At 65.1% G+C, this 20155-nt stretch carries 17 protein-coding genes; 13 read left to right on the top strand and 4 right to left on the bottom strand.

Annotated elements, in window-relative coordinates; translation table 11 throughout:
- Positions 1-60: 60 nt before the first annotated feature.
- Entirely contained in the window at positions 61-612 is a 552-nt protein-coding gene (locus tag ACT17R_RS05915; RefSeq protein ID WP_062901713.1) for a phosphatase PAP2 family protein, read from the bottom strand.
- Positions 613-967: 355 nt separating this feature from the next.
- Between ACT17R_RS05915 and mdh the strand changes: the two genes are divergently transcribed.
- The 9 genes from mdh to ACT17R_RS05870 all read left to right on the top strand — a co-directional run bounded on the left by mdh (position 968) and on the right by ACT17R_RS05870 (position 10833).
- Positions 968-1930: a malate dehydrogenase gene (gene mdh / locus ACT17R_RS05910; protein ID WP_062901714.1), complete on the top strand. Its 963-nt coding sequence runs from the start codon at positions 968-970 to the stop codon at positions 1928-1930.
- Entirely contained in the window at positions 1930-2238 is a 309-nt protein-coding gene (locus ACT17R_RS05905; RefSeq protein ID WP_186402885.1) for a hypothetical protein, read from the top strand. The genes mdh and ACT17R_RS05905 overlap by 1 nt, the downstream gene beginning before the upstream one ends.
- Positions 2239-2265: 27 nt before the next feature.
- On the top strand, positions 2266-3156 hold the full coding sequence (sucD, locus tag ACT17R_RS05900) for a succinate--CoA ligase subunit alpha (protein WP_062901716.1): 891 nt from the start codon (positions 2266-2268) through the stop codon (positions 3154-3156).
- Positions 3157-3236: 80 nt separating this feature from the next.
- Complete coding sequence (locus tag ACT17R_RS05895; RefSeq protein ID WP_186402886.1) at positions 3237-6059, top strand: 2-oxoglutarate dehydrogenase E1 component; 2823 nt, start codon at positions 3237-3239, stop codon at positions 6057-6059.
- Between the two features lie 31 nt (positions 6060-6090).
- Positions 6091-7317, top strand: a complete 1227-nt coding sequence (gene odhB / locus ACT17R_RS05890) for a 2-oxoglutarate dehydrogenase complex dihydrolipoyllysine-residue succinyltransferase (protein ID WP_186402887.1) — start codon at positions 6091-6093, stop codon at positions 7315-7317.
- Between the two features lie 40 nt (positions 7318-7357).
- Complete coding sequence (lpdA, locus tag ACT17R_RS05885; protein ID WP_062901718.1) at positions 7358-8770, top strand: dihydrolipoyl dehydrogenase; 1413 nt, start codon at positions 7358-7360, stop codon at positions 8768-8770.
- A 139-nt stretch (positions 8771-8909) separates the two neighbouring features.
- Complete coding sequence (locus ACT17R_RS05880; RefSeq protein ID WP_186402888.1) at positions 8910-9533, top strand: trimeric intracellular cation channel family protein; 624 nt, start codon at positions 8910-8912, stop codon at positions 9531-9533.
- Positions 9534-9638: 105 nt separating this feature from the next.
- The gene (locus tag ACT17R_RS05875; RefSeq protein WP_444809139.1) at positions 9639-9878 is read left to right on the top strand and encodes a hypothetical protein; all 240 of its coding nucleotides are present in this window, start codon (positions 9639-9641) and stop codon (positions 9876-9878) included.
- Positions 9879-9933: 55 nt separating this feature from the next.
- Positions 9934-10833: an alpha/beta fold hydrolase gene (locus ACT17R_RS05870; protein WP_062901720.1), complete on the top strand. Its 900-nt coding sequence runs from the start codon at positions 9934-9936 to the stop codon at positions 10831-10833.
- A 21-nt stretch (positions 10834-10854) separates the two neighbouring features.
- Here the strand turns inward: ACT17R_RS05870 and ACT17R_RS05865 are convergent, their stop codons facing one another.
- Positions 10855-11484, bottom strand: coding sequence for a hypothetical protein (locus ACT17R_RS05865; protein ID WP_062901721.1), 630 nt, complete (start codon positions 11482-11484; stop codon positions 10855-10857).
- A gap of 59 nt (positions 11485-11543) precedes the next feature.
- Positions 11544-12821 (bottom strand): phosphoribosylamine--glycine ligase, encoded by a 1278-nt coding sequence (purD, locus tag ACT17R_RS05860; protein WP_062901722.1) that lies wholly within the window; start codon positions 12819-12821, stop codon positions 11544-11546.
- Between purD and xseA the strand changes: the two genes are divergently transcribed.
- The 4 genes from xseA (at position 12820) to ACT17R_RS05840 (ending at position 18917) form a co-directional block, all read left to right on the top strand.
- Positions 12820-14250 (top strand): exodeoxyribonuclease VII large subunit, encoded by a 1431-nt coding sequence (xseA, locus tag ACT17R_RS05855; RefSeq protein WP_186402889.1) that lies wholly within the window; start codon positions 12820-12822, stop codon positions 14248-14250. The two genes, purD and xseA, sit on opposite strands and share 2 nt — an antisense overlap.
- 76 nt (positions 14251-14326) lie before the next feature.
- On the top strand, positions 14327-14539 hold the full coding sequence (locus ACT17R_RS05850) for a DUF2093 domain-containing protein (RefSeq protein ID WP_003041102.1): 213 nt from the start codon (positions 14327-14329) through the stop codon (positions 14537-14539).
- Positions 14536-15474: a M23 family metallopeptidase gene (locus ACT17R_RS05845; RefSeq protein WP_186402890.1), complete on the top strand. Its 939-nt coding sequence runs from the start codon at positions 14536-14538 to the stop codon at positions 15472-15474. Before ACT17R_RS05850 ends, ACT17R_RS05845 begins: the two co-directional genes overlap by 4 nt.
- 254 nt (positions 15475-15728) lie before the next feature.
- Positions 15729-18917 carry a TonB-dependent receptor domain-containing protein gene (locus tag ACT17R_RS05840; RefSeq protein WP_186402891.1) on the top strand — a complete coding sequence of 1063 codons (3189 nt, stop codon included), beginning with the start codon at positions 15729-15731 and terminating at the stop codon, positions 18915-18917.
- Between the two features lie 212 nt (positions 18918-19129).
- Here ACT17R_RS05840 and ACT17R_RS05835 read toward each other — a convergent pair whose 3' ends face one another.
- Positions 19130-20146: a hypothetical protein gene (locus tag ACT17R_RS05835; protein ID WP_260834166.1), complete on the bottom strand. Its 1017-nt coding sequence runs from the start codon at positions 20144-20146 to the stop codon at positions 19130-19132.
- Positions 20147-20155 lie beyond the last annotated feature (9 nt).

Raw genomic sequence — 20155 nt, 5'->3', positions numbered from 1 at the left:
TGTAACGAAGCGTTAAGCTGCCGCTGCGACCGCCCCGCAGCGATCGTTCAGGCCGACCTTCTAGAAGCGCATCGTCATCGCGACGCCGCCGCCTCCGGCATCTGCCCACGGAAAGACCTGAACCCGGTCGCTTGCGCGGCGCGTGATCAGAAAGCCCGATGCCTCGCCGATCGCGGCGCCGACCAGCACGTCATGGACATGATGCTTTCTGGCTTCGACGCGGCTCAATCCGACGAAGGTGGCAAGCGCCTGCGCGGGAAGCCCCACTTTCCAGCCGTAACGGTTCTGCAGCGTCGCGGCCGCCGCAAAGGAAACCGACGTATGGCCCGAGGGGAAGCCCTTGTTGTCGCTTCCGTCGGGGCGTCGCTCCGGAAAGGCCTGCTTCAGACCGGCGGTTACGCCGGCGGCAGCGACGAGGCTGCCGCCGGCTTGCAGCGTGCCGTCCCAATCGCTCTGGGCAAGCGGAACCCCGAACGCGGCGATCACCAGGGCGTCGCGCGTGATCGATCCCGCGTCATTCCATGTCTTTTCGCCGGCATGGGCGGGCGGCGTTGTGGCGGCGGTCAGGAAGATGGCGCAGGACAGCGCGGGGATAAAAGCTCTCTTGGTCATGGTGGCGTCGATCCTTTTGCAGGCGCAGGGCGCACGGCCCCGCCTGGCGACGCCCCAAGATCGCCACCGCCTGTCTTACGCTTGTGGCCGACCGGCGCAAGCGATGTTCACGCGGCCGGTATCGATCGCTTAGGATCGTCAGTGTTCTGGGTCTGAATCGTACCCGATCTTGCAATAACGCTATTGCGAACTATTTGCATAAAAACGCGGTTTTTCGTCCTTTTCGCGGTTGTTTCGTTAACGGAATCGGCGTAGGGCGTCGCGAGTCTTTGGGATCGGCAGGCGGCTTTGGCCCGTGGCCCCGCCGATCTGGAAATCACTGCCGGGCTTTGCCAGGAAGGGAGTGCCGCGCGCCATGGGACGCAAGAAGATCGCTTTGATCGGAGCCGGGAATATCGGCGGGACGCTGGCGCTGCTCGCCGCGCAGAAGGAACTGGGCGACGTTGTCCTGTTCGACGTGGTCGAAGGCGTGCCGCAGGGCAAGGCGCTCGACCTGTCCCAGGTCGGGCCGATCGCCGGCTTCGACGCGAAGATCACCGGCTCCAATGATTATGCCGACATTGCGGGCGCCGACGTCATCATCGTCACCGCCGGCGTCGCCCGCAAGCCGGGCATGAGCCGCGACGACCTGCTCGGCATCAATTTGAAGGTCATGAAGGCGGTGGGCGAAGGCATCAAGGCGAATGCCCCTGACGCTTTCGTCATCTGCATCACCAACCCGCTCGACGCCATGGTCTGGGCTCTCCGAGAATTCTCGGGTCTGCCGCACAACAAGGTGGTTGGCATGGCTGGCGTGCTCGACTCGGCGCGCTTCAGTCACTTCATCGCCGACGAATTCGACGTGTCGGTGAAGGATGTGAACACCTTCGTCCTCGGCGGCCACGGCGACACGATGGTTCCGGTCGTCCGCTACTCGACCGTTAACGGCATCCCCGTTCCTGATCTCGTGAAGATGGGCCTGTCAAGCCAGGACAAGATCGACGCGATCGTCAAGCGCACCCGCGGCGGCGGCGGCGAAATCGTCGCGCTGCTCGGCACCGGCTCGGCCTTCTATGCCCCGGCCGCCTCGGGCATCGCGATGGCCGAAGCTTACCTCGGCGACCAGAAGCGCATCCTGCCCTGCGCCGCCTATGTCGATGGCCAGTATGGCGTCGATGGCCTCTATGTCGGCGTGCCGGTGATGATCGGTGCGGGCGGCGTCGAGAAGATCGTCGAAATCGAACTCGACGATGCCGACAAGGCGGGCCTGCAGGTGTCGGTCGACGCGGTGAAGGAACTGCTCGACGCGTGCAAGAATCTGGATCCCAGCCTCGCCTGATGGACGTGGGCCTGCTTCTTGTAATCCTGATTGGGGCGCCGATCATTGTGGTCGGCGGCATCCAGTTTCTGATTTTCAAGCTTGCGGGTGCCGCGACGCTTAGAGCGGTTTATGTCGTTGCGGCGTCTTATTGTGCGTTCGTATGGGTGTCCGCTTACGGCGCTCCGCCGGTTTATGGAAACCGGGCCGCCTACGCGGGAATCGCAGACGGAATTACGGGAGTTCTACTTCTCGAATGTCTCGCGATTTTGCTCTGGCCGTTGGGGCGTCGCTTTTTCAGTTTGCTAGAGGCGCCGGCGCGCGGCTGATGCCGGAACAATGATAGGAATAGATAAATGAGCATCCTCATCGACAAGAATACCAAGGTCATCACGCAAGGGATGACGGGTGCGACTGGCACCTTCCACACCGAACAGGCGCTTGCCTATGGTACGCAGATGGTCGGCGGCGTGACGCCGGGCAAGGGCGGCACGACGCATATCGGCCTGCCGATGTTCGACACCGTCGCCGAAGCGAAGGCGACGACCGGCGCGACCGCGTCGGTCATCTATGTGCCGCCGCCGTTCGCGGCCGATTCGATCCTCGAGGCGATCGACGCCGAGATCGAGCTCATCGTCGCGATCACCGAAGGCATTCCGGTGCTCGACATGGTCAAGGTGAAGCGCGCGCTGTCGGGTTCGAAGTCGCGGCTGATCGGCCCCAACTGCCCTGGCGTGCTGACCCCCGACGAATGCAAGATCGGCATCATGCCGGGCAGCATCTTCAAAAAGGGCAGCGTCGGCGTCGTCTCGCGTTCGGGCACGCTGACCTATGAGGCGGTGTTCCAGACCACCAACGCCGGGCTCGGCCAGACCACCGCGGTCGGCATCGGCGGCGACCCCGTCAACGGCACCAACTTTATCGACGTCCTCGAACTCTTCCTCGCGGATGAAGCGACCAAGTCGATCATCATGATCGGCGAAATCGGCGGCGACGCCGAGGAGCAGGCGGCGCAGTTCCTGATCGACGAAGCCAAGCGCGGCCGCAAGAAGCCGATGGTTGGTTTCATCGCGGGCCGCACCGCGCCTCCGGGCCGCCGCATGGGCCACGCCGGCGCCATCGTGTCGGGCGGCAAGGGCGATGCCGAAAGCAAGATTGCGGCGATGGAAGCCGCCGGCATCACCGTGTCGGCCAGCCCGTCGGAACTCGGCACGACGCTTGCCGAAGTGCTGAAGGAACGCGTCTGATCGGATGGCCCGCCGGCGCCTGATGCCGGCGGGCTACCTTTCCCCGAATATCCCATCCCTTCCTCCCCGTGGAATCGCAGATGAACCTCGAACGACAAAGCTTCGACGTCGATGAAGTCCAGGCCGGGCCCAGCTGGGCGCCGAAGAACTGGCCCCTGATCGACAGCGATGATCTGACCGCCGCGCTCGACCCTCAGCAGATGCAGGTCGCGGTCAAGGCGGCCGCGGCGAAGGCGGGGGCGCCGCTCTCGAATGCCGAAGTCGAGCGCGCTGCCGACGATTCGATCCGCGCGATGATGCTGATCCGCACCTATCGCGTGCGCGGGCACCTTGCGGCGACGCTCGATCCGCTGGGCCTGACCCACCGCGAACTGCCGGCCGATCTGACGCCCGAATATCACGGCTTCGTCGGGGCCGACCAGGACCGTCCGATTTTCCTCGGCGGCACGCTGGGGCTCGAGAAGGCGACGATTCGCGAGGTGGTGTCGATCCTGCAGGCCAATTACTGCGGGCACGTCGGCCTTGAATATATGCACATCGCCGATGTCGAGGAGCGCCGCTTCCTCCAGGAGCGGATGGAAGGCGCCGACAAGTCGATCGACTTCACCGCCAACGGCAAGAAGGCGATCCTCAACAAGGTGATCGAGGCCGAGGAATGGGAGAAATTCCTCGCGCGCAAATATGTCGGCACGAAGCGTTTCGGGCTCGACGGCGGCGAATCGATGATCCCTGCGCTCGAGGCGATCATCAAATATGGCGGCCAATATGGCGTGAAAGAAATCGTCTACGGCATGGCCCATCGCGGCCGCCTGAACGTCCTCGCCAATGTGCTGGCCAAGCCGTACAAGGTCATCTTCCACGAATTTCAGGGCGGCACCGCGAACCCCGAGGATGTCGGCGGTTCGGGCGACGTCAAATATCACCTCGGCACCTCGACCGACCGCGAGTTCGACGGCGTGTCGGTCCATATGTCGCTGGTCCCCAACCCGTCGCACCTCGAAGCGGTCGATCCCGTCGTGCTGGGCAAGGTGCGCGCGCAGCAGGTGATGCGCGACGATCTGGCCGAACATAGCCAGGTGCTGCCCGTGCTGATCCACGGCGACGCCGCCTTTGCGGGGCAGGGGATCGTGTGGGAATGCCTCGGCTTTTCGGGCATTCGCGGTTACAATACCGGCGGCTGCATCCACTTTATCGTCAACAACCAGATCGGCTTCACGACCAGCCCGCAGTTCGCGCGCTCGTCGCCCTATCCGTCCGACGTGGCAAAGGGCGTGATGGCGCCGATCCTGCACGTCAACGGCGACGATCCCGAAGCCGTGACCTTCGCGTGCAAGCTGGCGATCGACTTCCGTCAGCAGTTCAAGCGCGACATCGTCATCGACATGTGGTGCTATCGCCGCTTCGGTCACAATGAAGGCGACGAGCCGAGCTTTACCCAGCCGCTGATGTACGCGATCATCCGCAAACATCCGCCGGTATCGGACCTCTACGCCACGCGGCTCGAGGCAGAGGGCGTCGTTTCGGCTGGCGATGCCGAAGCGCACCGGGCCGAGTTCGTCGCGCGGCTCGAAGACGAATTCGAAGCATCGAAGACTTACAAGTCGAACAAGGCCGACTGGTTCGCCGGTCGCTGGTCGGGCTTGCACGCGCCTGCCGATCCCGAAAATGCCCGGCGTAATATTTCGACCGGCGTATCGGAAAAGCTGTTCGACGCCATCGGCCGCACGATGACGACGATCCCCGACGATCTGGAGGTGCACAAGACGCTGCGCCGCGTGATCGACGCCCGGGCCGCGATGTTCGCGAACAGGGACGATGCCGAGGTGTTCGACTGGGCGACCGCCGAACAGCTCGCGTTCGGCACTTTGCTCAGCGAAGGCTATCAGGTGCGCCTGTCGGGCCAGGATTCGGGCCGCGGGACGTTCAGCCAGCGTCACGCCGTCTGGGTCGACCAGAAGGACGAGCATAAATATATCCCGCTGACCACCGTGCCACACGGCCGGTTCGAGGTGCTCGACAGCCCTCTCTCCGAATATGGCGTGCTCGGCTTCGAATATGGCTATGCGATGGCCGATCCGAAGAGCCTCGTGCTGTGGGAGGCGCAGTTCGGCGACTTCGCCAACGGCGCGCAGATCATGATCGACCAGTTCATCGCGGCGGGCGAAGCCAAATGGCTGCGCGCCAACGGCCTCGTGCTGCTGCTGCCGCACGGCTATGAAGGGCAGGGGCCTGAGCATAGCTCGGCGCGTCTCGAACGCTTCCTTCAGCTTTGCGCCGGGGACAACATCCAGGTGTGCAATATTTCGACCCCGTCGAACTATTTCCACGTCCTGCGCCGCCAGATGCTGCGCCCATTCCGCAAGCCGCTGATCATCATGACGCCCAAGTCGTTGCTCCGCCACAAGCTGGCCGTGTCGCAGCGCTCGGACTTCATCGGCGAAGCGCATTTCCGCCGCATCATGTCGGACCGCACCCCGCCGGAAGATGCGAAGGTCAAGCGTGTCGTCCTGTGTTCGGGCAAGGTCGGCTATGACCTGATGGAGGCGCGCGACGCCGCCGGGCTTGGCGACACGACGGTGATACGGATCGAACAGATTTATCCTTTCCCGGGCGAGGCGCTGGCCATCCGCCTGAAGAAGATGAAGAATCTCGAAGAGGTCGTTTGGGCGCAGGAAGAGCCGCGCAACAACGGCGCCTGGTTCTTCGTCGAGCCGCTGATCGAGGAATCGCTGATCGACGCCGGCCACAAGGGCATGCGCGCCCGTTATGCCGGCCGGGCCGCTGCGGCGTCGCCCGCCACCGGCCTGATGAGCCGCCACCAGACCGAACAGGCGGCGCTCGTCGCCGACGCGCTGGGCCTCAATGTCCGCGCCGAAATCCGTCGCAACAAGAATAAAGCCTGAGCCAGAGCTTAAGCCCTAAGGAACTGCATCAATGAGCACCGAAGTCAAAGTCCCGACGCTGGGTGAAAGCGTGACCGAAGCGACGATCGGCGAGTGGCTGAAGCAGCCCGGCGAAGCCGTCGCGCTCGACGAGCCGATTGCCAGCCTCGAAACCGACAAGGTCGCGGTCGAAGTGCCGTCGCCCGTCGCCGGCGTGATGGGGCAACAGGTCGTCGCCGTCGGCGATACCGTCAATGTCGGCGCGGTGATTGCGACGATCGAGGCCGGCGACGGCAAGGCCGCCGCCCCCGCTCCTGCGCCCGCGGCGAAGGCCGAAGCGGCGGCGCCCGCTCCCGCAGCGACCGGCGGCGAGGATGCGGTCGTCACCCTGTCGCCCGCGGTGCGCCGCCTCGTCCTCGAGCACGGCCTTGATCCGAGCAAGATCAAGGGCACCGGCAAGGACGGCCGCCTGACCAAGGAAGATGTGCTGGCGGCCGCCGAAGCCGCCCCCGATGCGGCGCCCGCGCCCGCGGCCGCCCCGGCACCTGCCGCCGCGCCCGCTGCAACGGGTGCGCCGGGCCGTCAGGAAGAGCGGGTCAAGATGACCCGCCTGCGCCAGACGATCGCCCGGCGCCTGAAATCGGCGCAGGATACGGCGGCGATGCTCACCACGTTCAACGACGTCGACATGACGGCGGTGATCGAGGCGCGCGGCCGCTACAAGGATCTGTTTGAAAAGAAGCATGGCGTGCGCCTGGGCTTCATGGGCTTCTTTACCAAGGCCGCCTGTCTTGCGCTCAAGGACATACCGGCGGTCAACGGCCGTATCGATGGCGACGAGATCGTCTATAATAATTATATGGATATCTCGGTCGCGGTCAGCGGTCCGAGCGGGCTTGTCGTGCCGGTGATCCGCAACGCCGAAAGCCTGTCCTTCGCCGGCATCGAAAAGACGATCGGCGATTTCGGCAAGCGCGCCAAGGAAGGCACGCTGACGATGGACGACATGACCGGGGGCACCTTCACCATCTCGAACGGCGGCGTTTTCGGCTCGCTGATGTCGACCCCGATCATCAATCCGCCGCAATCGGCCGTGCTGGGCCTCCATCGCATCGAGGACCGCCCGGTCGCGATCAACGGTCAGGTTGTGATCCGTCCGATGATGTATCTGGCATTGAGCTATGACCACCGGCTGGTCGACGGCCGCGAGGCGGTGACCTTCCTGAAAACGATCAAGGAAGCGATCGAGGATCCGACGCGGCTGCTGATCGACCTCTAAGAGATTTCTCCCCATCCCCCGAGGGGTAAAGGAACAACAAATGGCTGATTACGACTACGACGTCCTTGTCATCGGTGCCGGTCCCGGCGGTTATGTCGCGGCGATCCGCGCGGCGCAGCTCGGGCTCAAGACCGCGTGCGCCGAAGGGCGCGAAACGCTGGGCGGCACCTGCCTCAACGTCGGCTGCATCCCGTCGAAGGCGATGCTGCACGCGTCGGAATATTTCGAGGCGGCGGCGGGCGGCGCGATGGCGGCGATGGGCATCAAGGTGACGCCCGAACTCGACCTTGGCGCGATGCACGGCCAGCGCAAGGATGCGGTCAAGGGCCTGACCGGCGGCATCGAGTTCCTGTTCAAGAAGAACAAGATCGACTGGCTGAAGGGCTATGCGCAGTTCACCGGCAAGGACAGCGTCGAGGTTGCGGGCAAGGCCTATCGCGCCAAGAACATCATCGTCGCCACCGGATCGTCGGTGACCCCCCTTCCGGGCGTCGCGGTCGACAATGACAAGGGCGTGATCGTCGATTCGACCGGCGCGCTCGAACTTGCGAAGGTGCCTGGCCATATGGTCGTGATCGGCGGCGGCGTGATCGGGCTTGAACTCGGCAGCGTCTGGCGCCGGCTTGGCGCAAAAGTCACCGTGGTCGAATTTCTTGACCAGATCCTGCCCGGGATGGACGGCGACGTTCGCAAGGAAGCGAACAAGATCTTCAAGAAGCAGGGCATGGACTTCAAGCTGAAGACCAAGGTCACCGGGGCCGAAGTGAAAGGCAAGAAGGCCGTGCTGACGCTCGAGCCCGCCGCGGGAGGCGACGCCGAAACGCTCGAAGCCGATGTCGTCCTCGTTTCGATCGGCCGCCGTCCGAACACCGATGGCCTCGCGCTCGACAAGGCGGGGCTGACCACGAACCAGCGCGGTCAGATCGAGACCGATCATGATTTCCGCACCGCCGTCGACGGCATCTGGGCGATCGGCGACGTCGTTCCCGGCCCGATGCTCGCGCACAAGGCCGAGGATGAAGGCATTGCCTGCGCTGAAAATATCGCGGGGCTGACCGGCATCGTGAACCACGACGTCATCCCGTCGGTGGTCTACACCTGGCCCGAAATCGCCGGCGTCGGCCTGACCGAAGAGCAGGCTGTTGAGAAGGCTGGTGGGGAAAAGGACAAGGTCAAGGTCGGCAAATTCCCGATGCTCGCGAACAGCCGTGCGAAGACCAACCACGAACCCGACGGCTTTGTGAAGGTGATCGCCGATGCCAAGAGCGACCGCGTCCTGGGCGTCTGGATCATCGCCGTGCCGGCGGGCACGATGATCGCGCAGGCAGCTCAGGCAATGGAATTTGGCGCGACGTCCGAAGACATCGCCTACACCTGTCACGCACACCCGACGCACAGCGAGGCGATCAAGGAAGCCGCGATGGCAGTGACCGGAAAGCCGATCCACATCTGAGTTACCCGTCCACTGGGGTAGGGCATGGGGCGGCGGCGACGTCGCCCCATTTCCGTTGCGCCGCGCCGCCGATGATCGCATGACGAAGCGGTTGCCGGCACCGGTACCGGCCTGCGGGACGAAGAAGCATCGCTGATCCATGGACACCCAGACGCTCGTTCGCCTTCTCGATCTGACCGGCATCGCGGTCTTCGCGCTGTCGGGCGCGTTGATGGCGGTGCGGCTGCGCCAGACGCTGGTGACGGCGAGCTTCTTTGCGCTCGTCACCGGGGTCGGCGGGGGTAGCGTGCGCGACCTGCTGATTGGCGCGCCGGTCTTCTGGGTTCAGGACGGCGCGATCGGCGCGGTGTGCATCGCGATTGCGCTGGTCGTGTGGGTGACCCCCGAACGCTGGTGGCAGGGGCAGCTTCTGGAATGGGCCGATGCGGTCGGGCTCGCCGCCTATGCCGTGTTCGGGACGGCCAAGGCCCTTGCCTGGGGCGTGGCGCCGGTTCCCGCGCTGATGATGGGCGTCATCACCGGCTGTGTCGGCGGGACGATCCGCGATATACTGGCCGGGGTGCCGTCGATCATCATGCGGCCCGAAATCTATGTCACCGCGGCAGCGCTAGCCTCCGGGCTGTTTCTGATCCTGACCTGGCTCGGCGTCGCAACCTCGGTCGCCGCTGTCGCGGGCGCCGCGTCGGGTTTCGTCCTGCGCGGCGCAGCAATTCGCTGGTCTTTGGCGCTTCCGACGTATAGGGGGCGCCCCGAATCGCGGTGAATAGCGGCAGTGGGAGCCGCAACGCTCGCTTAACGCTGATCCTGTAGAGGATCCGGTGACGCGCGGAGAGGCGCGTCGTGGGGACCAGTTTCGACCTTGAAGACATTGCTGATTCATTTCGGCGCCGGGGTGGCGGCGTCCGACTGCGTGGATGCTTGTCACGACACGGCGCACACCGGGCGATGGATCATCGGCCTGTCGCTGGTGATCTTTGCGCTGCCGTTTTGCGCGCATGCGGCGCGACGCGTCCTTCTGTCGCGCGCGCGCGCCGGCCGGCGCATCCGGGGTGGCGCGGTTCCGACGAAGCCGGCCCGGTTTCGCTTTCGCAGACGGGCGCCCTCTTGACCGCGCCGCGCGCAGCGGCACAGTGGCGGTTTGACGATCGGGGAGCGGCGACGGCATGGCGACAGAGCAGGCAGCGGTAAACGGGATCAGCATCACCTTCGAAGACAAGGGGCCGCGCGATGCGCCGGTGATCCTGCTGGTGATGGGGCTGGGCGGGCAGTTGACACTGTGGCCCGACGAATTTGTCGATGCGCTGAATGCGCGCGGCTTTCGGACCATCCGGTACGACAACCGCGACGTCGGCCTGTCTACGCGCTTCGACGCGGCCGGTGTCCCCAATCTCAAATGGATGTTCGTGAAGTCGCTGCTGCGCCTCCCGGTGCGGAGCGCTTACACGCTCGCCGACATGGCGGCCGACGGCGTGGCCTTGCTTGACCATCTGGGCATCGCGCGGGCGCATATCGTCGGCGTGTCGATGGGCGGGATGATTTCGCAGCATATCGCCGCGCGCTATCCGGACCGCGTGCTGTCGCTGACGTCGGTGATGTCGACGACCGGCAATCCCCGCCTGCCGCGCGCGCAGAAGGAAGCGATGCAGGTGCTGACCAGCCGCCCGATGAGCGGCGATCCCGAAGATCTGATCGCCTATTCGGTGCGCGCTGCCAAGGTGATCGGCAGCCCCGGCTACCCGCCCGACGAGGAGCGGTTGCAGCGGCGCGTGCGCAGCGATTTCGAACGTGGCTGGTATCCGCAGGGCGTCGCGCGCCAGATGGCGGCGATCGTCGCCGATGGCGACCGGCGGCCGATGCTGAAGTCGATCGACGCGCCGACGCTGGTGATCCATGGCGAGGGCGATCCGCTGGTGCCGCTGGCGGGCGGACGCGATACCGCCGACAATATTCCGGGCGCCCGACTGCTCACCATCCCCGGCATGGGGCATGATTTGCCGCTGGGATTGGTCGATACGCTGGCCGATGCGATCGCCGGTCACGCCGGGGCGGTTGCCCGGGCCTGAGCTATAGGGCGGCTTTTTGCCTTATAGCTCGCCGCCGAGGGCACCATATTTCGCCTCGAACCCCGCCTTGTCGCCCTTCGCCAGATAGCCGGCCTGGTCGACGATATTGTCGCGGACGATGCGGCCCTGAAACGCGCCGAGCTGTGGATCGATCGCGGCGATATCGGCGTCGGTCCAGGCGGCGATCTGCGCAAAGCTGGTGACGCCAAGGCCGCCGAGCAGCGTCGCCATTTTCGGCCCGACGCCCTTCAGCAATTGCAGATTATCGGCTTTGGCGGCGGCAGGGGCGGGAGCGGCTTCTGCCGGCGGGGCAGGGGCGACCGGTGGAGGCGCGGCCGGTTCGGGCTCGGGCGCATGCGCGACGGGTGCGGGCGGGACGGTGGGTTCCGCCGGAATATCGGAGGCTGTGGGCGGTGCAGCCGGCACCGGAGGCGGCGACGCGGGCGCGGGTTCCTTTGGCTTGAAGCGCGCTGGTTCGGCTTTGACGATGTCGGGCTTCGCCACTTCCAGCGGTTTTTTCGGCTCGGCCGGCATCGCTGCGGGCGGCGCTGCTTCGTCGGGCCGCTTGCGGCCGAACAGCCACCACAGCAGGACGACCGCGACGACCAGTCCGACGACCGCGATGATCCAATTTTCCTGAAGCCACGTCATGATGATCTCCCTGTTTCACTGTCAGCCTAAGCCGACGGGGGTGGCGCGTCCAGCACCGCTCAGCGCGCCTCTCGGTTGACCTCGCGCCAGCCGATGTCGCGGCGGCAGAAGCCGCTCGGGAAATCGAGCTTGTCGACCGCGGCATAGGTGCGCGCCTGCGCTTCGGTGACACTCTTGCCCGTCGCGGTGACGTTGAGAACGCGTCCCCCCGCGGCGACGATCGCGCCGTCGGCGCGCGCGGTCCCGGCATGGAAGACGCGCACGCCTCCCGCTTCGGCCGCGGCGATGTTGCGGATCGCGCCACCCTTTTCGGGGGTGCCCGGATAGCCGTTCGCCGCCATCACGACGGTCAGCGCATAGCCGCCGGTAAAGGTCGGCGCGGGCACGTCGGCGAGCCGCCCGGTCGCGGCGGCATGAAGCAGCGCGGCAAAATCTCCGGTCAGGCGCATCATCAGCACCTGACATTCGGGATCACCGAAACGGCAATTATATTCGATCAGCTTGGGGCCTTCGCTGGTCAGCATCAGCCCGGCGAACAGCACCCCGACATAGGGCGTGCCTTCGGCGGCGAGTGCGGCGACGGTGGGACGGATGATCCGATCCATCACCTCGGCTTCGAGCTCCTTGGTCAGCACAGGCGCCGGGCTGTAGGCGCCCATGCCGCCGGTGTTGGGCCCGGTGTCGCCGTCGCCGACGCGCTTGTGATCCTGGGCGCTGCCGAAGGCGATGACATTGGTGCCGTCGGACAGCGCGAAGAAGCTTGCCTCCTCGCCGGTCATGAATTCCTCGATCACCACCTCGGCACCCGCGCCGCCAAAGGCGCCCGCGAACATGTCGGCGATCGCGGCTTCGGCCTCGGCGCGAGTCTCGGCGATGATCACGCCCTTGCCCGCGGCGAGCCCGTCGGCCTTGATCACGACCGGAATCGCGAAATCGGCGAGCGCGGCCAGCGCGGCGTCGGCGCTGGTGCAGCGCACATAGCCGGCGGTCGGAATCGCGGCGCGCGCACACAGATCCTTGGTAAAGCCCTTCGATCCTTCGAGCTGCGCGGCGGCGGCGGACGGGCCGAAGACCGGAATGTCGATCGCGCGCAACCGGTCACCGAGGCCGGCGACGAGCGGCCCTTCGGGGCCGACGACGACGAAATCGATCGCATGGGTGCGCACGAAGGCGACGAGCCCGTCAACATCGTCGGCTGCGATCGGCACACATTCGGCATAGACTTCGATCCCGGGGTTTCCGGGTGCTGCATAGAGCTTGGCGCAACTCGGCGATTGTGCCAGTTGCCAGCTCAGCGCATGTTCGCGCCCCCCAGATCCGACCAGCAGGATATTCATGAGCGTCCCTTTTCCGTCCGACGATGGCACCGAAGCGCGGCTGTTAGCCGAGGCGACGGCGGGCGACAATGCACCCGCGCTGTCGGTCACGCAATTGTCGGCGGCGATCAAGCGGACGGTCGAGGACGGCTTTGCGCGGGTCCGCGTGCGCGGTGAGCTGTCGGGGGCGAAGCGTGCGGCATCAGGGCATTTCTACGCCGCGCTCAAGGACGACAACGCGCTGATCGACATGGTGATGTGGAAGGGGCAGGCGGCGCGCCTCGCCTTCCGGCCCGAAGATGGCATCGAGGTGATCGCGACGGGCAAGCTCACCACCTATCCCGGCCGCTCCAAATATCAGCTGGTCGTCGAAAGCCTGGAGGTCGCGGGCGAAGGCGCGTTGATGCTGTTGTTCGAAAAGCTGAAGGCGCGGCTTGGCGCCGAAGGGCTGTTCGACCGAGAACGCAAGCAGCCGTTGCCCTATCTGCCGCGCGTCATCGGCGTCGTTACCTCGCCGACCGGGGCAGTGATTCGCGACATTCTTCATCGCCTCGCCGATCGCTGCCCGACGCGCGTGATCGTGTGGCCGGTGCTGGTGCAGGGCGAAGGGGCGGCGGCGCAGGTTGCGAATGCGGTGCGCGGTTTCGATGCGCTCGCGCCCGGCGGACCGGTGCCGCGCCCCGACCTTGTCATCGTCGCGCGCGGCGGCGGTTCGATCGAGGATTTATGGGCGTTCAACGAAGAGATGGTGGTGCGTGCGATCGCCGATTGCCGCATTCCGACGATCAGCGCGGTCGGCCATGAAACCGATGTGACGCTGGCCGATTATGCCGCCGACGTGCGCGCGCCGACGCCAACCGCCGCCGCCGAAATGGCGGTGCCGGTGCGCGCCGAGCTCATCGCGCAGCTTGCGACGTGGCGCAGCCGTATGACGGGCGCGGCGACGCGCCAACGCGCGCTCGCCGGCGAGCGATTGACTGCGCTCGCGCGGCACCTGCCGAAGCGCGAGGCGCTCTACGCCCCCCAGCGCCAGCGGCTCGACGACGCCGCCGAACGGCTCGATCGCAGCCAGCGCCACCGGCTCGCGCTCGCCGGCGAACGGCTGGTGACGCGCAGCGCGGCGCTGCGCCCGGCGCTGCTGGCGCGTGCCTGGGACCGCGATCGCGCCAAGCTGGCGGGGCTTGCGCGGCTGCTGACCTCGCTCGACCCGCGCGCGTTGCTTGCCCGTGGCTATGCGATGGTGCGCGATGCCGACGGGGCGATCGTGCCGAGCGCGGCGCGCGCCCGTGGGGCAGGCCATCTGCGACTTGCCTTCGCCGATGGCGAGGTGCCGGTGACGGTGGTGGAGGGCGATGCGCCGCCACCCCCTGCGCCCTCCGCTGCGCCGGCGCCAAAGCCCGCGCGCAAGCCCCCCGCCGCGCCGGGGCGGGGACAGGGCGAGCTGTTCTGAGCGCCGCAGGGGTGGCCGAAATCGCGCAGGTCGCTATATTGGCCCCGATATCTTGGACAATTTGATGGACCCCGCCATGTTGATCGCCAGCCGCAACCGCCTTGCCCGCCTGCAATATGGCCCGAACGGATTTCGTATCCTGTCGCCGGGCGACCATGTGCTGTGCGCGGTGAGCGGGGTGCCGATCGGGCTCGACGAGCTGCGCTATTGGTCGGTTGCGCGGCAGGAGCCCTATGCGACCGCGGCGATTTCGGTGCAGGCCGCACTGGACGCGGCGCGCGGCGCATGACCGCGCGCGGGGCAGCGCCCCGAGCGATTGCTTCGCTGACCCTGGCCATTGCGGCGGCAGGCTGTGTACCCGCCGTGGCCGACAGTCCCCCGGCGCCCAAGGTGGCAGCGCCCGCTGCCGCCGCGCCTTCCGTACCGACCACACCCCCGGTCCCGAAGCCGCTTCCCGGTCCCGCCGATTTCGCCTTTCGCGGCAGCATGATCCAGGGCGGAACGCTGATCGGCCAAGTGCCGGGCGGAACGCGCATGTTGACGCTCGATGGCGCACCCGTTCCGGTCGCAGGCGATGGCGCTTTCCTGATCGCCTTCGATCGCGATGCGCCCGCGAGCCAGCAACTGGTAGCGACCCTTTCCGACGGGCGCACGGTTACGCGGACGCTGAGCATTGCGGCGGGGAATTGGCGGATCGAAAATATCAACGCGCCCTATCGCGGCAGCGCATCGAGCGACGCCGAGTTCGAACGCCGCCGCCCCGCCGAACTGGCGCAGATCGCCGCGGCGCGCGCGAGCCATGTCGAATCGGACGGCTGGCGGCAGCAATTTCGCTGGCCCGCTACGGGGCGGCTTTCAGGCTTCTTCGGTTCGCAGCGCGTCTATCAGGGCAAGCCGGGCAGCTATCATAGCGGCACCGATATCGCCGTGCCCGCGGGCACGCCCTTTTTCGCGCCTGCCGACGGGGTCGTGGTGCTCGCGGCCGATGCGCCCTTCACGCTCGAAGGAAATTTGCTGATCGTCGACCACGGCATGGGGCTGACCAGCGCTTTTCTGCACTGCCAGCGCCTCGATGTGAAGGTCGGCGACCGTGTGACGCAAGGGCAACAGCTCGGTACGGTGGGCGCGACGGGACGGGCAACAGGGCCGCATATGCATTGGGGGCTCAAATGGCGCGACGCGCGGCTCGACCCGGGCACGCTCGCGGGACCGATGGCGCGATAATCGAGGCGTTTCGATTGGAGGCGTAATTTAATTACGTACTAGGGTCGTTGATTATTCGAAGTGTGTGAGCGCTCATTTGTGTTGTTGCAAATTCGTCACAATCGCTCGTGAAACCGCGTCCCTCGGGGGGAATTCCCTTTACTCACCATGAATGAGCGATCATCCCGCACGCTATCGGGGTGTCTGTTCGGCGGCTTTGCGCTGCGAAAATAGGGGCCCGGGTATAACCACCACCAGTAGCAAGGGACTGCACTGTGAAGAAAACCCACTATTCCAAGCTGAAGCTTGGCGCTGCGCCGATCGTTATCGGCGTTGCCCTTGCTTCGGTTCCTGCCTTCGCGCAAGACGCCGAAGAAGGCGCCGCTGCGCCGGGTTCGGAGATCGTCGTTACCGGCACCCTGATCCGCAACCCCAACCTCGAACAGTCGACGCCCGTCAACGTCACCACTTCGGACGCGATCGAACTGAAGCAGTCGAACGTCGCTGAGGAAGTTCTTCGCGAATTGCCCGGCGTCGTTCCGAATATCGGTTCGGCGGTGAACAACGGCAACGGCGGTGCGTCCTACGTCGATCTTCGCGGTCTCGGCTCGACCCGTAACATCGTCCTGCTCAACGGCAACCGCGTTGCGCCGTCGGACGTGAACGGCCGTGTCGACCTCAACAACATTCCGCTTGCCCTGATCGAACGCGTCGACGCGCTGACCGGTGCGGCGGTGACCACCTATGGCGCAGATGCCATCACCGGCGTCGTCAACTTCGTCACCAAGCGCGATTTTGCCGGCTTTGAAATGACCGCGTCGGAACAGATCACTGAAAAGGGCGACGGCAACATCTTCCGTGTTGACGCGACGATCGGTGCGAACTTCGACGATGGCCGCGGTAATGCGGTGCTGAGCATCGGCTATCAGCAGGCCGACCCTGTCTATCAGGGTGCGCGCGGTTTCTCGGACAACACGCTCGACAGCTATTCGGACACGTTCATCGGTTCGGGTACGTCGGTCCCCTCGCGCTTCTCGGGCACGCGTCCGCTTACCGGCGGCGTACCGAACGTCCTCGCGCAGTATACGCAGACCGGCACCGTGCCGAACCCGAACTTTGACCCGACCCAGCCCGTCAGCGCAACGAACCCGGCGACTCTGCCGGTTCTCGCTCTGACGCCCGGCGGTGCTGCCAACGGCGGCGTTCGTCAGGTCAATAGTGCTGGCCAGGCGGTCGGCACGTTCCAAACCTACAACTTCAACCCGTTCAACATCTTCCAGACGCCGTTCGAGCGCTTCAACATCTATGGCCAGGCCAATTATGAAGTGTCCGATGCGGTGGAAGTGTACACCCGGGGCATGTTCTCGAAGAACACCGTGTCAACGATCATCGCACCGTCGGGTTCGTTCGGTGGCTCGGTTGCGATCAATCTGAACAACCCGAATCTGCCTGCGGCGCTGCGTGACCAGTTCTGCGCGTTCAACGTCGCTCCGGTGGTCAATGGCGTCGATGCCAACGGGGATCCGATTTCGGGCCAGGCTGAATATACGGCGCGCTTCACGCCGGCTGAGTGCGCAGCGGCAGCTACGGCTACTGGCCGGAGCGATCCCAACTACCGCGAAGTCACCGTCACGCTGAACCGTCGTACGCCCGAAGTCGGCCCGCGTATCAGCAACTATCAGACGACCTTCTTCGATTATCGCGTCGGTGCGCGCGGCGGCATCACCGATACGCTCGATTGGAGCCTCGAGGGCGCCTATGGCGAGTCGGAAAATATCCAGAGCATCAACGGCTACACGCTGCAGTCGCGTTTCCGCGAAGCGTCGCTGTCCGATGATGGCGTGACCTGTCAGAGCGGCAACGCTGATTGCGTTCCGGTCAACCTGTTCGGTCCTGAAGGATCGATCACGCCGGAAGCCGCGCGGTATCTCTCGGAAAAGAGCACCTCGACCAACCGCACTTCGCTTGCGCAGGTCCGCGGCATCATTTCGGGTGATCTCGGCTTCTCGTCGCCGGGTGCGGTCCAGCCGATCGGCTTCGCGATCGGTGGCGAATATCGCAAATACACCGCGCAGCAGTCTTCGGATCTCCTCGCCAAGACGCCGGGTGAACTCGGTGGCGCCGGCGGCGCGGCTCCCGACATCGACGGCGCTTACGATGTCTATGAAGCCTATGCCGAAATCGTGGCCCCGCTGATCGAGGACAAGCCTTTCTTCGAGAGCCTGACCCTCGAAGCGGGCATCCGTTACTCGGATTACAGCATCCGCGGCGCTGGTGGCTACAATGCCACCACGTGGAAGGCTGGCGGCAGCTGGGAACCGGGTGCGGGTCTGAAACTTCGCGGTAATTACAGCCGCGCGGTTCGCGCTCCGAACATCGGCGAACTGTTCACGCCGCAGACGGTTGGTTTGACCAACCTCGGTATCGACCCCTGCGCCGGTGGCGCTCCGGTGGCCGACGCCAATCTGCGCGCGGTCTGTATCGCGCAGGGTGCTCCTGCCGGTACGATCGGTTCGATCACCAACCCGACGGCGGCGCAGGCCAACATTACGGTGGGCGGTAACCTGAACCTGAAGCCTGAAAAGGCAGATACCTGGACGCTGGGCCTTGTCTGGCAGCCGGACTTCCTGCCGCGCTTCAACATGTCGGTCGACTATTACAACATCAAGGTCAACGACGTGCTTGGCACGCCGCTGCCGGGCGATATCATCAACGCTTGCTTCGATGGTTTGTCGGCTTCGAGCGCAACCGATCCGGCTTGTACCTCGATCCGTCGTAACCCGATCACCGGCGGCCTTGACGGTGACCCGTCGACGACCCCCGGCCTGTTCGGTCTGACCAACAACCTCGGCCGTCTGTTCACCGACGGTGTCGACCTGTTGATGAACTACAACACCGATGTCGGCTTCGCGAACCTCAGCTGGTCGTTCGTCGGCAACTGGACGCACAGCTCGAAGTATAACGCCAACGTAGCCGATCCGACTTCGCTCAACCGCGAATGCGTCGGTTACTACAGCGTGAACTGCTCGTTCACGGGTTCGATTCAGCCGGAATTCCAGTTCTCGCAGCGCTTTACGCTGGGCTTCGACAAGGTCGACGTCTCGCTGCTGTGGCGCTGGATGGACTCGGTCGACTTCGAGCCGGCGCAGCTCGCGGCGGACATCGCTGCAGCGCAGGCGGCTCCGGACGACTGTCCGAACCCGACGACGAGCGACGATGGTGGCTGCGTGGTCGATCCGAAGTTCCGTCACATCAAGGCGGCACATTATTTCGATCTCGCCACCCGCTTCAACGTGAGCGACAATCTGGTCATCACCATGACGGTCCAGAATCTGCTCGACAAGAAGCCGCCGATCGTTGGCAACACCATCGGTTCGACGACTTACAACAGCGGCAACACCTTCCCGTCGACTTACGACGCGCTGGGTCGCCGCTATGCGATCTCGGCCAAGCTGAAGTTCTAAAGAACTCTCTGCTTGGAAGGAAATTGGGGCGGGCAGCAATGCTCGCCCCTTTTTCTTTGGCAGTCAGAACCATGAGGAGCGGCAGCTTCCGACGACCTTGTTTAGGGCGGCCGCCAAGACCGTGCCTCGGGCTTGGCGCCCAACCTTCTCCGCAAGCTGTGCCTATGACGGCATAGCTAACCCGACCACTGGTGCCCGATCGCAATAGCGCATCAGGGCATAGGTAGCGCCCCTGGGAGAGCTAGCGGGATACCGGCCTGATCGGCGACAGCTTCTGCCCATCCGAGGACCTGATTGATTTCGTCTCCGTACGCCGCGTCGGCGGCAGCGAGATCACGCTGACGCTCGCCGGCTGCAAACGGCGCCCCCGACTTGCTATTGCGTGCCAGCGCTGGATGCTCGGCCAGAGCCTCTCGGTCGGCGGTAAGGCCATAATGGTCCATTGCCCCGGCGACGGCCCGAACGGGGTCGCGGGTCAGTGCCTCGCTGTCGAGTGAAGCGATCCGGTCGGGCGCCCAAGCTATGAGGGTCGCGAAAGCCCGCTGCTGGGCAAGCCACCCCATGGCGGCGATTTGTAGGTCGGACTGGCGGAAATAGTCGCGCGCATCGAAACCGAATTGCAGGAAGTCGTCTGCCAGATAGCCTTCAAACAATTCCCTGCACCACAGCCGGCACCATAGACCCTTCCGCGCGACCGACAGAAGAAAGGCGCGCAGCGGCGCATATAGCAGAATGGCGTGCGCCCCCGGACGCAGGGTTAGCGCACCGCGCGCGAGCGGATTGAAAATGTTGGAAGGCTTGATGATTACGGCTTCACCAGCGGTCAAGGGCCGTGCGAGCATCGCGAGCGCATCATCCATAACCCGCGCGTGATCGCGCGGCGCCGCGCCGCGCCGCCGCCATCCGACCATGTCATTGAGCAGCACGGGTTCGGACAATCCGGATGCAATGCCCGGCTGATCAATCGCCTGGACCAGCATGGTGGAGGCACAATAGGCCGAATGGAATAGGAAATGAACTGGCGCCGGCTCTACGTTCTGACGAGACGCGGTGCGGGACAGGACGAGCGGTGCTGCTTCCTCGCCCAAATGCATGTCTGTAAGAAAGGGGATCTCCCGGCGGATGTCGCGCGGCACGCGGCGGAAATGAAACGCGTCGTGATTGGAATCGTACCGATGCGCGAGCCATTCGGGATCACGTAAGGCGGCGGCAGAAGCGGGATGCAACATCGTTCGACC

It is taken from the genome of Sphingopyxis sp. Q841, assembly GCF_052384365.1.
In the GTDB taxonomy this organism is placed as follows: Bacteria; Pseudomonadota; Alphaproteobacteria; order Sphingomonadales; family Sphingomonadaceae; genus Sphingopyxis; species Sphingopyxis terrae_A.
Note: the sequence above shows the minus strand (reverse complement) of the source record. Positions and strands in the feature narration are given on the sequence as shown.